The 13691-nt window shown below is 64.3% G+C and carries 12 protein-coding genes; 6 read left to right on the forward strand and 6 right to left on the reverse strand.

The window, feature by feature from the left end; genetic code table 11:
* Positions 1–47 precede the first annotated feature (47 nt).
* Positions 48–362, reverse strand: coding sequence for a MoaD/ThiS family protein (locus tag CO731_RS13470; protein WP_108607542.1), 315 nt, complete (start codon positions 360–362; stop codon positions 48–50).
* A gap of 13 nt (positions 363–375) precedes the next feature.
* The gene (locus tag CO731_RS13475) at positions 376–1455 is read right to left on the reverse strand and encodes a glycoside hydrolase (RefSeq protein ID WP_108607543.1); all 1080 of its coding nucleotides are present in this window, start codon (positions 1453–1455) and stop codon (positions 376–378) included.
* A gap of 321 nt (positions 1456–1776) precedes the next feature.
* Between CO731_RS13475 and CO731_RS13480 the strand changes: the two genes are divergently transcribed.
* A complete protein-coding gene (locus tag CO731_RS13480; RefSeq protein ID WP_108607544.1) occupies positions 1777–3102 on the forward strand; it encodes an NAD(P)H-dependent oxidoreductase in 1326 nt (441 codons plus the stop codon).
* Between the two features lie 120 nt (positions 3103–3222).
* Positions 3223–4917 carry an amidohydrolase family protein gene (locus CO731_RS13485; RefSeq protein ID WP_108607545.1) on the forward strand — a complete coding sequence of 565 codons (1695 nt, stop codon included), beginning with the start codon at positions 3223–3225 and terminating at the stop codon, positions 4915–4917.
* A gap of 69 nt (positions 4918–4986) precedes the next feature.
* Here the strand turns inward: CO731_RS13485 and CO731_RS13490 are convergent, their stop codons facing one another.
* Positions 4987–6732, reverse strand: coding sequence for an ATP-binding protein (locus CO731_RS13490; RefSeq protein WP_108607546.1), 1746 nt, complete (start codon positions 6730–6732; stop codon positions 4987–4989).
* A 121-nt stretch (positions 6733–6853) separates the two neighbouring features.
* Between CO731_RS13490 and CO731_RS13495 the strand changes: the two genes are divergently transcribed.
* The 3 genes from CO731_RS13495 (at position 6854) to CO731_RS13505 (ending at position 9921) form a co-directional block, all read left to right on the forward strand.
* Positions 6854–7507 carry a response regulator transcription factor gene (locus tag CO731_RS13495; protein WP_108607547.1) on the forward strand — a complete coding sequence of 218 codons (654 nt, stop codon included), beginning with the start codon at positions 6854–6856 and terminating at the stop codon, positions 7505–7507.
* A 145-nt stretch (positions 7508–7652) separates the two neighbouring features.
* Positions 7653–8270 carry a LysE family translocator gene (locus tag CO731_RS13500; protein ID WP_108607548.1) on the forward strand — a complete coding sequence of 206 codons (618 nt, stop codon included), beginning with the start codon at positions 7653–7655 and terminating at the stop codon, positions 8268–8270.
* 244 nt (positions 8271–8514) lie between these two features.
* Entirely contained in the window at positions 8515–9921 is a 1407-nt protein-coding gene (locus CO731_RS13505; RefSeq protein ID WP_108607549.1) for an amidohydrolase family protein, read from the forward strand.
* 106 nt (positions 9922–10027) lie between these two features.
* Here CO731_RS13505 and CO731_RS13510 read toward each other — a convergent pair whose 3' ends face one another.
* Positions 10028–10240: a hypothetical protein gene (locus tag CO731_RS13510; RefSeq protein WP_108607550.1), complete on the reverse strand. Its 213-nt coding sequence runs from the start codon at positions 10238–10240 to the stop codon at positions 10028–10030.
* Positions 10241–10397: 157 nt separating this feature from the next.
* On the opposite strand from CO731_RS13510, the gene CO731_RS13515 reads away from it, so the two are divergent.
* On the forward strand, positions 10398–11267 hold the full coding sequence (locus CO731_RS13515; protein ID WP_108607551.1) for a LysR substrate-binding domain-containing protein: 870 nt from the start codon (positions 10398–10400) through the stop codon (positions 11265–11267).
* Between the two features lie 65 nt (positions 11268–11332).
* On the opposite strand, the gene CO731_RS13520 is transcribed toward CO731_RS13515, so the two are convergent.
* Both CO731_RS13520 and CO731_RS13525 read right to left on the reverse strand, forming a co-directional pair.
* Positions 11333–12391 (reverse strand): succinylglutamate desuccinylase/aspartoacylase family protein, encoded by a 1059-nt coding sequence (locus tag CO731_RS13520; protein ID WP_108607552.1) that lies wholly within the window; start codon positions 12389–12391, stop codon positions 11333–11335.
* A gap of 99 nt (positions 12392–12490) precedes the next feature.
* Positions 12491–13594 carry an NADH:flavin oxidoreductase/NADH oxidase gene (locus CO731_RS13525; RefSeq protein ID WP_108607553.1) on the reverse strand — a complete coding sequence of 368 codons (1104 nt, stop codon included), beginning with the start codon at positions 13592–13594 and terminating at the stop codon, positions 12491–12493.
* Between the last annotated feature and the right edge of the window lie 97 nt (positions 13595–13691).

Consider the following 13691-nt stretch of genomic DNA (forward strand, 5'->3'; position numbering starts at 1 on the left):
AAGCCTGGCTGCGCAGTCTGCCGTCGCTGCAGTGCCTGCAGTCCGGCTCAGCCGCCGCTGATGGCGGTGAGCACGAATACCTCGACGCCGGGCCTGAGCTTCGTCTTCAGCGTCGCGCGCTCGCCTTCGACGAAGACGTTCATATGCTTGCGGATGGCAGGGCGGCTGTCGCAGATGCGGTCGCGCATGCCAGGCCAGCTTTTGTCGAGTTGGTCGACCATCTCCTTGACCGTTGAGGCCGTCATTTCCACCCGTCGCGGCGCACCTGGGAACAGGTCGACGAGCACGCCGGGAAGCCGCACCACGATGGGCGCGGCCTCAGCCTGATGTTTCCCGGTGCGGGATGGGGCGTCGTCGAGCATCTGCCTGTTCCCGTCAGTCCACCACAAGCGTTTCCACCGACAGGATCGAGGGCAGGTGCTGGGTGACGTTCACCCAGCTTTCGCCCTCGTCGGCGCTGGCGAACAGCGCGCCCGAACTGGTGCCGAAATAGACGCCGGCCGGTTCCAGCCGGTCGGTCGCCATCGCCTGGCGCAGCACGCCGAAATAGGCGTTTTCCTGCGGCAGGCCGCTGCGCATCGCCTGCCACTCGCGGCCGGCGTCGCGCGTCCGCCACACGGCTGCCTTGGCGTCGGGGACATAGCGGCCGGCGGAATCGCCGTTGAGCGGCACAAGGTACAGCGTTTCGGGATCGCGCGGGTGGGTCGCTGCCGGGAAGCCGAAGGTCGAAGGCAGGCCCTTTTCGATGCTGACCCAGCGCTTGCCGCCATCGTCGGAACGGTACATGCCGCAATGGTTCTGCTGGTAGAGCCGGTCGGGCATACCTGGCGCCATCACCAGATTGTGCACGCACTGGCCGAATTCGGGGTAGTTCTCGCCCTCTGGCATGAAGTCGGCACGGGTGCCGAGATTGCGCGGCTCCCAGCTCTTGCCGCCGTCGCCGGTATAGAACACGCCGGCGGCCGAGATGCCGATCCAGATACGGTCGTGATCGTTGGGGTCTATGACCAGCGAATGCAGGATCAGGCCGGCGCCGCCGGGGTTCCAGTGCGGCCGGGAAGGGTGCTTCTGGAGCCCTTCGACGTGGCTCCAGCTCTGGCCGCCGTCGTCGCTGCGGAACAGGCCGGCGGGCTGTACGCCGGCAAAGAGGCTGCCATTGCCTTTGGCGAGGCTCCACACCGCCTTGATCGGCTCTTCGCCCTCGGCATAAGCGAGCCCGTCGCTCGAATGCGTCCAGGTTTCGCCAAGGTCGGTCGATTTCCACACCGCGGGGCCGAACCATTCGTTGCCGCCCGCGCCCCAGATGGTGCCGGTCTTCGGGTCGGCGACGACATGGTTCATCGGCCAAGTCTCGCAGAACGGCCCGCGCAGCTTCCAAGAGCGCCTTTCGGCATCGCTTTCGGCGATGAAGGCGCCTTTCTTGGTGCCCAGCAGGACAAGGACCTTTGCAGCCATCGTTCTCCTCCCACGGATGCGCGAACCTCAGAAATTGAATCCGGATCGGCGGCTATCGCATTCGAATATATGGCGTTCTCATCCGCCTGGGGCTTGCTTGCCGGCGCACCGGCTCCTCTCCGGTGCTGCCCGTCCATCGGGCGGAAGAGAGGAGTTTAGCGGCATTACCGCAGGCCGAACAGCTTGCGGTCAGCGATCTGCTGACAAACGGCTCTGGGCCATCGCGCGGCGGGCAGGGACATTCAGGTTGACACCCGGCCATAATTCAATACCGGTCGAGCGTTAGATACATATGCTTCGCTTCTTCGGGAGATCAATCAGATGACCATCAACGTCGCTCCGGTGGGCTTGACGCGCGATCTCGTCGAGCGCGAAAAGTCGGGCAAGCCGATCCGCATCGGCCTGATCGGCTGCGGCGAAATGGGCACCGATATCGTGTCGCAGGTGGCGCATATGCCTGGCATCGCGGTTGGCGCCATTTCCGAGTTCCACCCCGAGCGCGCGTTCAAGGCGGCCGAGATCGCCTATCAGGAAAGCGGGCATGCGCGCGAGGCGACGAGCACCTCGGCACTCGCCGACGCGATGGAAAGCGGCAAGATCGCCGTGACCAACGATGCCGACCTCATCCTCAACAGCGGCCTGATCGACGTCGTCATCGATGCGACAGGCGTTCCGGCAGTCGGCGCCGAGATCGGCCTGCGCGCCATGGAGCACGGCAAGCACCTGGTGATGATGAATGTCGAGGCCGACGTCACCATCGGCGCCTATCTCAAGAGCGAGGCAGCCAGGCTCGGCGTCACCTATTCGCTCGGCGCCGGCGACGAACCATCGTCCTGCATGGAACTGATCGAGTTCGTCTCGGCGATGGGCCACACCATCGTCGCCGCCGGCAAGGGCAAGAACAATCCGCTCAACATCGACGCCATCCCCGACGACTATGCCGAGGAGGCCAAGCGCCGCAACATGAACGTGCGCATGCTGGTCGAGTTCGTCGACGGCTCGAAGACGATGGTCGAGATGGCGGCGATCGCCAACGCCACGGGCCTGGTACCCGACAAGGCTGGCATGCACGGACCTTCGGCCACTTTGCCCGAACTCAACAAGGTGCTGGTGCCGCAAAAGGACGGCGGCGTGCTGACAAAGGTCGGCGTCGTCGACTATTCGATCGGCAAGGGCGTCGCCCCCGGCGTGTTCGTCATCGCCGAGATGTCGCATCCGCGCATCCGCGAGCGCATGGAAGACCTCAAGGTCGGCGAGGGGCCTTACTTCACCTTCCATCGTCCCTATCACCTGACTTCGCTCGAGGTGCCGCTGACCTGTGCCCGCGTCGTGCTGCACGGCAAGGCCGACATGGTGCCGCTGTCGAAGCCGGTCGCCGACGTCTGCGCCGTGGCCAAGAAGGACATGCAGCCGGGCGAAAAGCTCGATGCCATCGGCGAATATTGCTACCGGTCGTGGATCATGACCGCGCCGGAAGCCCGCACGGCCAAGGCCATCCCCTGCGGCCTGCTGCAGGGTGGCACCGTGACGGCGCCGATCAGGAAGGGCGAGTTGATCACCACCGCCAACGCTGCCGTCGCCCCCGGCTCGAAGATCGCGGAGCTGCGCGCAAGGCAGGACAGGCTGGTGTACGGGGCCGAGGGCTGACGGCAAGCGCGAGACGGGCGTTCCCATACCTCCCGTCGTTCGCCGTTCACAACCCGTATCGACTCTTTGCCGTTGTCGCCGCAGGATGCCCCTTGGTGAACTTGTGGGGACGGGTTCGGCATGGCGGGATCATTCGACAGGCCAAGGGTCGTGGATCGCCGTGGCTTGCTGTGGCTGCTCGGTGCGGCCGCAGCGCTGTCGGTGACTCCAGGCTGCGCGCGCTGGCGCCCCGAGCCCGGGCGCTGTGCGCTGACATCTGCCGATCCTGTGATCGACGTCCACTGTCACTTCTTCAATGCCTCGGACGTGCCGGTGCGAGGCTTCGTCGAATATGTCGCTCTCGGCGAGTTGCGCGATGAGTTCTTACCGCGGGCCGACGTCCAGACGAAAGGGCTCTTCAATGGCCTGATCGCGTTTCTGGTCGATATCCTGAGCCGCGGCGCGAAGGACGCGCCCACCGAAGCTGCCCGGTTGCGGTCCGGGACACCGCTCGAGCCTGCTTCCGTGGTGCAGCAGCGCAAGACCCAGATACTTGCTGACGCAATCCAGGAAATGGACCGCCGGGCAAGAGGCATCGAAACCTTCGGCAGGGGTGTCGAAGGTCTTGACGTCGAACCCGATTATCCGGCGCTGATGGAGCAGTTGGCCAAGGATGCCGCCAGGCCGCAGGCGTTCAGCCGATCCCGGGCGTTGTCCCGCGTAGGCGCGATCGGGCTAGCCAACGACCTGCAGCGCCAGCCAAGCGAAATGCAGCGCTACATCTATTTCGCGCTTTTGCTGCTCGACGATCGGGAAGCCATTGCACGCGAATACCTTCGCGTCTTTGCCCCGTCGGGTTGCGTTTCCTTGGTGACGCCAAGCTTCCTCGACATGGAGAACTGGCTCGGAAACAGCCGTGCACGGTCATCCATCGCCGAGCAAATAGAGGTCATGGACCTGCTTCAGGTCCAGATCGCGCGCACAACCGAGCTGCACATGCACAGCTTCGTCGGTTTCGATCCATGGCGTGAGGCCGAGGGCGGCGGCTCGCTGAAGCTGGTCAAGCGGGCAATTCTCGACTGCGGCTTTGTCGGGGTAAAGCTCTACCCGCCAATGGGTTTCCAGGCGTTCGGTAATGGAGAGATCAAGTTTCCCAAGGGCGCGCCGAGAGGGATGGAGACCGCGCTTCGCAGGCTGTACGCATGGTGTGAATCGAACGACGTGCCAATCATGGCGCATGCGGAAAACAGCCTCGGCTCGCTTTGCGGCTACGGCCATCGGGCCAGCCCGTCCTGGTGGCGAGAGGCATTGCGCGAATTTCCGAAATTGCGCGTCAATCTGGCTCATTTCGGCAGCTTCGACGAATTGCGCACCCAGCCGACGCCAAAGAGATGTTCCAAGGACGCTTTTGGGAAGGACGCCTGGGAGTTCATCGTCGGTAAGACGATATCAGAGGACGGCAGGGAACATCTCTTTGCCGATCTCGGCTACCTCTACGAACTGACCAGTCCGCAGTTCGATGACCGGACGCGCTCCGAGATCAGGGGATATCTCAAGCAGTTCCAGTCACGCTACGACCCTGATGTCCGGCATCTGCTCTACGGTACGGATTGGACGATGATCGCCAAGGAACTGGACAACAACAACTACATGTCCCGGCTCGGCGCGCAGCTGACAGCTACTGGTTACACGCCCGAGCAACAGCAGAACATCTACTGGCGCAACGCAGCGCGCTATCTCGGGCTCGGAAAGACCGACAAGACGCGCAACCGTCTGCGCGACTACTGCCTGAACCGCAAGATCGATGCGGACTGGCTGTCGGCATTCGACCAGTAGCCGGAAAATCTGCCCTCCAGCGGGGCTGAACGCGTCGAGTAGCGACCAGCCCCTTTCTCGATCAACCCACTAGCCACGCCGGCATGCGGCGAGGATCGCTTCCCGCAGGTCCTCGCCGGTGATCGGCTTGTGGAGAATGCGAGCCCCGCTGGCGCTGACCTCCTTGAGCCGTGCCGGCGAGGTATCGCCGGTGACGATGATGGCGGGAACGGAGCGTCCGACATGGGCGCGAAGAGCCTGGATCGCATCGAAGCCGGTGACGCCGTCCGCGAGGCGGTAGTCGGCGACGATCAGGTCGACAGGAGCTTCGCCGGCGGCCAATGCCTTGGCATGGGCGCCTTGCGCTTCGGCGGCGGAGCGGCCGGCATAGACCCGATGCCCTTCCAGGCTGAGCAGCTGCACCATCGCGTCGAGAACGTCGCTTTCGTCCTCGACGACCATGATGCCGGCGGCAATGCCGGCGGGAGGCATTGCCTCGACGGGCCGAGGTGCTGCCGTCGTGCGGATATTGGGAACCGCGATCGAGAACATGGAGCCGCGGCCCGGCGTTGAGACCAGCCTGAGCGGATGCTTCAGCAGTTGGGCCGTGCGGCGGACGATCGCGAGCCCCAGGCCTAGGCCTTGCGTCCTGTCGCGGGCCGGATTCTGCAATTGCACGAATTCCTCGAAGACCATTGTCTGCTGATCCCCGGGAATTCCCGGGCCTGTGTCCAGGACCTGTATTTCCACAAGACTGCCGCGCCTGCGGCAGCCGAGCAGGACGCTGCCTTCCGTGGTGTAGCGAAACGCGTTCGACACGAGGTTGTTGAGGATCCGCCTGAGCATCATCGGGTCGCTTTCGACCCTCAGGCTGCTGTCGGCCACGCGCCATGCGAGGCCGCGCTGTTTCGCTTCCCCGGCAAATTCGTCGTGGAGGTCGCGGAAAAGCTGGCGCAACGGCACCGTCTCGGGGGTGACGGTGACAATGCCAGCGTCGAGCTTGGAGATGTCGAGCAATGCGTTCAGCAGCCCGCTGAGGTTGCCGACGACCGACTTAGCCCGGCTTGCCAGGTTGCGGGCGTCGCCCGAAGGCACGTCGCCGCGCTGCCCCAGCATGGCGAGCGTCGAGACCAGCAGGCTTAAAGCATGGATCGGCTGGCGCAGGTCGTGGCTGGCCGCCGCGAGGAAACGCGTCTTGGCACGATCGGCCGTTTGTGCGCGGTCGCGCTCCTCCTCCAGGTGCACGACCAGGCTTTCGTTCTCCAGGCGCAGGCTGATGGTTTCGCGCAACATGCGATACGTGATGCGGCAATAGTAGAAATTGATGGCCACAAGCGACGCGAGCAAAAACAGGAAGGCGCCGGAGAAGTCGCTTTCGGCGGTGATGCAGCGAATGGCAACGGGGATGACGGTTGCGAGGATCGAACCGATGAGAGCCGGCGGGAAGGCCGACAGCGACGGCACCGTGCCGCAGACGAGGCCAGTCAGCACGATGACGGTGAAGGACAGCACGGCCGGTTCCTCGGGCAGGAAGCCGGCCCAACCGAGCGCGCCCCATAGGAGGCCCGATACCCACGAAAAACCTGCCGCGAGCCATGCCCAGGGCATGAGCGAGCCGGAATCCAACCTGCGCCGAAAGAAGCTGCGCGACGCAAGGACGCGTGTTGCGGTAAGCAGATACAGCGCACCTAACCAGGTGGCCAGCCAAGTCGTGGAAACGGCATTGCTGAGCACGTATACGGCTGCCAGCGAAATGACGATGTTGGAGATGACCACGCCATAGGAATTGCGATACAGAAGCTCGATGAGGGCATGGCGTATCTTGGCTTCCTGCATCGTATGTCTCCGGCTTCCGGATGGATATTGACCCGACAGTCGCACCCGTGACGATTGATCTATCTGCAACTTGTTTCCCATAGGTTGGCGACCGGACAGATAAGCCTGTTATGGTCGCCGCATGAATCGCCCACTCACCGCCATCCTCGCCGACGACCATGCCATTGTCCGCGAGGGCCTCAAGCTGCTCATCTCAACAATGGACAACGTCTCCATCGTTGCCGAGGCAGCAGATGGCGAGGCTTTGTTGAGGCATGTCCGGGAGGCGCGCGCGGACCTGCTGATCCTCGATCTCGGCATGCCGGGCGTGGCCGGCATACAGTTCATCTCCGACATCAGCGCCTTGGCGCCCCGCATGAAGATCCTGGTCCTGACCGCAAACATCGAGCCGCGGACTGTGCGTGCCGCGATCGAGGCGGGCGCCAGCGCCTATCTGACCAAGGACGGCGATCCCGAGGAACTGGGGGCGGCCATCGAGGCGGTGAAGAAGGGCGGAACATATCTGGCGCGAACCGTCCGCTTCGCGATCAGCGAGCCGAGCCGAAACGGCGGGCCCACGCAGGAAATCGTGTCGCCGATCCCGCTCACGCGACGCGAGCGTCAGATCCTGGGGCTGGTGGCGCATGGCATGACCGCGCGCGAGGTGGCCGAACGGTTGGGCATCAGTCCCTTGACCGCCCGCAAGCACCGGGAAAACCTGATGCGCAAACTCGATCTCCATAGCGCCGCCGAACTGACCACCTATGCGGTTCGCCTGGGGTTGCCCGCGGGCTGAACGCGGCAGTCCTGGTAGTATTGCCTTAACCATCTCCACATTGGTCGAAAGCGCGGGCGAACCAAATACGGCACCTGCCGTATGTTTTCGCGCCGGAGCCACGCCTATTCCTCCCAGCGGCCAAATCGTCGGGGGAGGAGCCGTGATGTTGTCGCTGGAGCTTTTGGTTCCGTTCGCTGTCGCAACGCTTGCCTTCGCCTGCATGCCGGGCCCCGCGATCCTCTACATGACCGCGCAGACCCTGGCGCATGGCCGCCAGGCCGGGCTGATGGCCGCGCTCGGCATTCACCTCGGCTGCTACGTGCACATCGTTGCGGCGACCGCCGGCCTGGCCTCGCTCATCACCCATGCGCCCGTCGTCTACGAGGCCATCAAGCTTGCGGGCGCTGCCTATCTGGTGTGGCTCGGTGTCACCATGTTCCTCGGCTGGAACAAGACCTCGGAAGACAATGGCGATGCAGGGTCGAGCACGCTGCGCGACAGCATCGTGGTCGAGGTGCTCAATCCGAAGACCGTGCTGTTCTTCCTGACCTTCCTGCCGCAATTCGTCGATCCGGCGGCGACCATGCCGCTGTGGCTCCAGTTCATGATCCTCGGCATGATCGTCAATCTCGTATTCTCGATGGCCGACGTGGCGGCCGTCGGCATCGCCTCGCTGGCACTTGGCCGGGTTAGCAAAGGCAAGGCGGAGTGGATGGTTCCCAAGGCCTGCGGCTCGATCCTGATCGGGCTCGGCGTGGTGCTGGTCAGCCAGCACCAGTGACAACGCTTGCAGGGCACGCCTGTGAAGACCGGCAGGGGCGGGCCGCATGACGATGCGGGGCCAGGGTAGGCCAGGATCAGCCATCATTGCGCCCAGCCGCCGCCGTGGGTGGATAGTTCAGCGCGGCCATGCCAAAGTCGTGGCAAGATTGCAGCCATGAAGGGCGCGCACTGTCTTCAGTTGGCAGTGTCGTTTGACAAGAGCCAATCGATAGGGGCCGCTTCCTTCTTCCCATCCGCAACCGATGTTGAGGATCCACAAGATCACGGGCATACGAACCTACCTGCTGAGCTTCCTCCTCCTTGTTCCCGCTCTCCTTGCCGGCCTTGGTGGCGCCAGTCTGGCGCATGACTACCCCGTCGCGGCGCCGGCCGAGCCTCTCGTCGCGCCGACAGGTACCGTCCTGTTCGAAAACGTCAGGATATTCGACGGCAAGGCAAGCACGCTGTCGCCGACGTCGAATGTGCTGGTCAACGGCAACCTCATCGAGCGCATCTCGACCGCCCCCATCGAGGCGGCGGGCGCAAAGGTGATAGCGGGCGGCGGCCGCGTGCTGATGCCCGGCCTGATCGATGCGCACTGGCACGCGATGCTGATCGCGTCGACCCCGGCAGAGGCAATGAGCGACATCGGCTTTGCCAATCTCGCCGCAGGCGACGAGGCAACGCATACGTTGATGCGTGGCTTCACGACGGTGCGCGACGTGGGCGGTCCGGTGTTCGGTCTCAAGCGCGCGATAGACAGCGGAATCGTCGTGGGACCGCGCATCTATCCATCCGGCGCCATGATCACGGTGACCAGCGGACATGGCGACTTCCGGCAATTCAGCGACCTGCCGCGGACGATCGGCGGCCCGTTCACGCCCATGGAGAGAAACGGAGGCAGCATAGTCGTGGACAGCCCGGATGAGGTGCGCTTGCGTGTCCGCGAGCAGTTCATGCAAGGGGCCGCCCACGTCAAGCTAACAGCCGGCGGCGGCGTGTCCTCGCCATTCAGCCCGCTCGATGTCACCACCTTCACCGAACCCGAATTGCGGGCCGCGGTCGAGATCGCCGAGAATTGGGGCACCTACGTCATTGCGCACGCCTTCACGACGGACGCGATCAAAATGGCAATCGCGGCCGGCGTGAAATGCATCGAACACGGCTTCCTCATGGACGAGGAAACCGCCAAGCTGATCGCCGAGAAGGATATCTGGCTGAGCTTGCAGCCGCTTCCGGAGATGATGAGGCTGGGTCTTCGGGAAGGCTCGGTCGAGCGGGCCAAGGCGGAAGAGGTGTGGCCGGGCATCGGCCGGACATACGAACTGGCGAAGAAGTACAAGATCAAGACGGCATGGGGGACGGACGTATTGTTCTCCCGCGATCTGGCGCGGCAGCAGGGCGCAATCCTTGCTTCGCTCATCCGCTGGTACACACCTGCCGAAGCCCTCGTGATGGCGACCGGGACCAATGCCGAACTGCTGACACTTTCCGGGAAGCGCAACCCTTATCCCGGAAGGCTGGGCGTGGTGGAGGAAGGCGCGCTGGCCGATCTGCTCCTTGTCGACGGCAATCCGCTCGAGGATCTCCAACTGGTCGCCAACCCCGAGACGAGTTTCCTGGTCATCATGAAGGATGGCCGCATCTTCAAGGATACCCTGCCGAACTGATGGCTCGTCAGGGGGGCGAACCAGTTCGAGCCCGCTATCTGGCCGGTCGCCAACGTGTTGTCGGCGATCGCGAGGAACTGTCGGGACCGGGCCTGACTCTGACAATTCACTGGAGAGCCTGAGGACCTTCAGGCAGCTCGGCAAGTTCCGCGCAGAGTGTCAGCGCCGCCATCACGACATGGGTCCTGTTCCATCCTGCCATTTCCGCAATGCTCAGGAGCTTGACCAGCGAGGGTTCGAGCGCGAACTGGCATTGGGCCAGATACTCCCCGTCCTCCGGTTCCAACGTCGGGCTGTTGATGCGCAGGGGCTTGGTCATTGGCGTCACTTCAGGAATTCCAGTCCAGCAATAGATGCGAAGTCGGATCGCTATGTCTCCCGCGCAAGCCGATCGACTGTGGGGCAATGATCTAGAGCATTGACATAGGTGAAGATAATGAATTCCAGTCTACTCACTTGAGTGGAATTCATGTGTCATGACGAAAAAGCGGTCGATGCCCCATTTACGGGCGCTTCAGTCCTTTGAAGCCGTTGCACGGCATCTTTCCGTTTCCCATGCGGCCCAGGAGCTTGGCGTGACGCAAAGTGCTGTCAGTCACCAGATCCGGCGCCTGAGCGAAGAACTTGGCGAGAGGCTGGTGGAGCGGCAGGGGCGCGGCCTCGTGCTGACCGAGGCGGGGCGGCGCCTGGCGCTGGAACTCGATCGTGCGTTCGATCTCATCGAGCGCTCGGCGGCGCAGGTCGTCGGAGCGGCCAATGGAACGGTGCGCCTTGCCGCCTATGGGACCTTCGCCAGCGGCTGGCTGGTCCAGCGGCTGCCCGAGTTCTTCGCCCGGCACCCCGACATCGATCTGCAGCTCATCACGGTCAGCGAGGAAGATGAGCTAAGCGACAGGGTGGCCGATGCTTTCATCACGTCCGTGCCTTCGCAGCGCGGATATCGGAGCGTTCTGCTCAAACGGGACCACCTGATCGCCGTCGCTCCCCCAGATCTGGGCCCCTGGCCGTGCCCCTTGATTACGACCGAAGTTTCGCCGTCTGCGGTAGGCGCCGATTGGATCGATTACTGTCGTCACAACGGCCTCGAGCTTTCGACCTTCCAGAAGGAGAGCTGGAGGCTGTGCACGCATTACCAACTGGCGTTCGACATGGCCCGAGCCGGCATTGGCGCGGCGCTGGTTCCTGACTTCCTTGGCGAACGGGGTATCGCCGAAGGAACGTTGCAAAGGGTATACGGTGAGCCGATGCCGACAGGGTCGAGCTACTACCTGTCCATCAAGTTCAGCCGCAGCCAGGAGCGGGCGCTGGCGAGTCTGACGCAATGGCTCCGCGCGGCAGCGCGATAGCGCCGGGGAATGATGAACTCATGTCATGGTCGGAGCATGGGTGCCCGCGCTCCCGGGCAATTCGCCTAAGCCTCCAGCGCGCCTGACCGGGCGTCACTGCTCGGCCGCGTGCCGACCAGCTTGACCAGGTCGTCGCCGGCGCGGGTGGCGCGGTGCGAGCGGCGGGTCAGGATGTAGCCGTCCTGCGGCGCCAGCACCTCGACCCTGCCGCCATCCTCGCCGGGCGCGCGCACGATGGTGGCGAGGCGCGTGCCCGCCTTGACCCGGTCGCCCGGCTTGACGTCGTAGAGGATGGCGCCGGCGCAAGCTGCCGGCACCATCTCGATATGCTCGATCGGCGCCACCACGCCGTCGAATGCCTTCCTGGTTTCGACCGACGTGTCCTCGACCACCCCGCGCGCCACCAAGAGCCGGTAAAGGCCTTCGCCATCGGCTTCGGCGATGTCGGGATAGACGTCGGAGGTGCCGCGATATTCGACCGTGGTGACGACCCGGCTTTCGAGCCTGGCTTGCCGGCGCGGCATCTTGAGGTAAGGGTGCAGCGACGCTTCGTCGAAGGAGGAACCCGACTGCCCGCCCCACAGGATCACCGCGTCGACGCCCATGTTCGCCGCGCAATCTTCCATCGCCGGCCACAGCTCCTCCGGCACGTAGAGATAGGCGACGCCTTCGTCGTCACAGTGCAGGTCGAGCACGATGTCATGGCCGACCGAAAGCTTGAGCAGCCGCGCCTTGAGGCGCTTGTCGGCCGACATCGCCACATCGTCGCCGGGCAGAAGCGACACGTCCGGCCTGTCGAGCAGCGGGAAATCGCGGTTGTAATTGGTGCGCGTGCCCAAATCGAAGCGCCCCTGCGCGGCATGGAACAACAGCTGGTTGGCGCCGATCGGGTTGGCCCGCGGCACGATGGTCAGGTTGCCGCGAATGCGCCCTTCGGCGGCTGCCCTGCGCAGTTTCGGCATCAATGCGTCGATGGCAACGACACCGGGCAGTTCGTCGCCATGAAGGGCCGCCTGGATATAGGCCGAGGGCGCCTCGGTCGACGATCCCGAGATGCGGTAGACCGGCATTTCGTAGGCGATGCCTTCGCTGTCGCCACGGATCGTCTCGACGCTCTTCTTCATTTTTGTCCCCGAATCTTCTGGTCCGAACGATAGATCATCGCGCAGCGACGCCGTCCTGATCCAGCAGGGAGCGTCCGCCACGCCAGACCCTGGGTAAATTCACGTGGTTGCGGCGCCCCACTGCTTCATCAACGCCACCGAGCGCGCCAGCTGCGGGGCGGCGTGGAATTCGTGGCCGAGTGTCGCCGCCGCGCGCCAGGGCCAGCGTGGATCGGCAAGCAATGCGCGACCCAGCGCCACCATGTCGGCGCGGCCTTCGCGCACGATCGCATCGGCCTGGGCCGGCTGGTCGATCATCCCCACCGCACGCACCGGAATGCCGGTCGCCTGCTTCACGGCTTCGGCGAGATGAACCTGGTAGCCGGGGCCGGTGCGCAGGCTCTGGTGCGGGGAGTTGCCGCCGCTGGAGCAGCAGATATAGGCGATTCCCGCATCGCGGTAGGCCTTGGCCACCTCGATGGCTTCGTCGAGCGTGAAGCCGCCCTCGACCCAGTCGGTCAGCGACATGCGCGCGCCGAGCATCAGGTTGGGTACGGCATCGGCTACGCGGCGGGCGATCTCGATGGCAAAGCGCATGCGGTTTTCCAGCGAACCGCCCCATTTGTCGGTGCGATGGTTGGACAGCGGCGACAGGAACTGGTGCAGCAGGTAGCCATGGGCCGAATGCAGCTCGATGAAGTCGAAGCCGGCGCGCTCGGCCCGCTTCGCTGCCTCGACGAAATGTCCGATGGTCTGTTCGATCTCGTCCTCGTTCAGCGCATGCGGCACCTGCCAGCCGTCGGCATAGGCAATCGCCGAGGCAGAGACCACCGGCCAGGCATCCTCGTTGGGCGCCAGCGGGCCCGCGCCTTCCCAAGGGCGACGGTTCGAGGCCTTGCGGCCGGCATGGGCCAGTTGCACGCCGAATTTCGCACCGGGCGTTGCCACGCGCCTGGCGGCGTCCAGCGTCCGCTTCGCCGCCGCCTCGTTGGCATCGGAGTAGAGCCCCATGCAGCCATGGCTGATGCGGCCGCGGCGCTCGACGTCGGTCATCTCGACGGTGATCATGCCGGCGCCGGACATCGCCAGGTTCATCCAGTGCTGCAGGTGCCAGTCCGTGGCGGAACCATCGTCGGCCGAATACTGGCACATCGGGGCAACGGCGATGCGGTTGGGGAGTTCGAGCTGGCCGAGGGTGATCGGCGAGAACAGATGGGCGGTCATGGCGGCTCCGATTATCAAGCCGTGCGAATGTAAGGCGTTGGCGATTTCCGACAACCGTATTGCATGGGGCCAGCGCGTGTTATCAGTCGCCGCGACG

Source organism: Aminobacter sp. MSH1 (assembly GCF_003071665.1).
Lineage (GTDB): Bacteria > Pseudomonadota > Alphaproteobacteria > Rhizobiales > Rhizobiaceae > Aminobacter > Aminobacter niigataensis.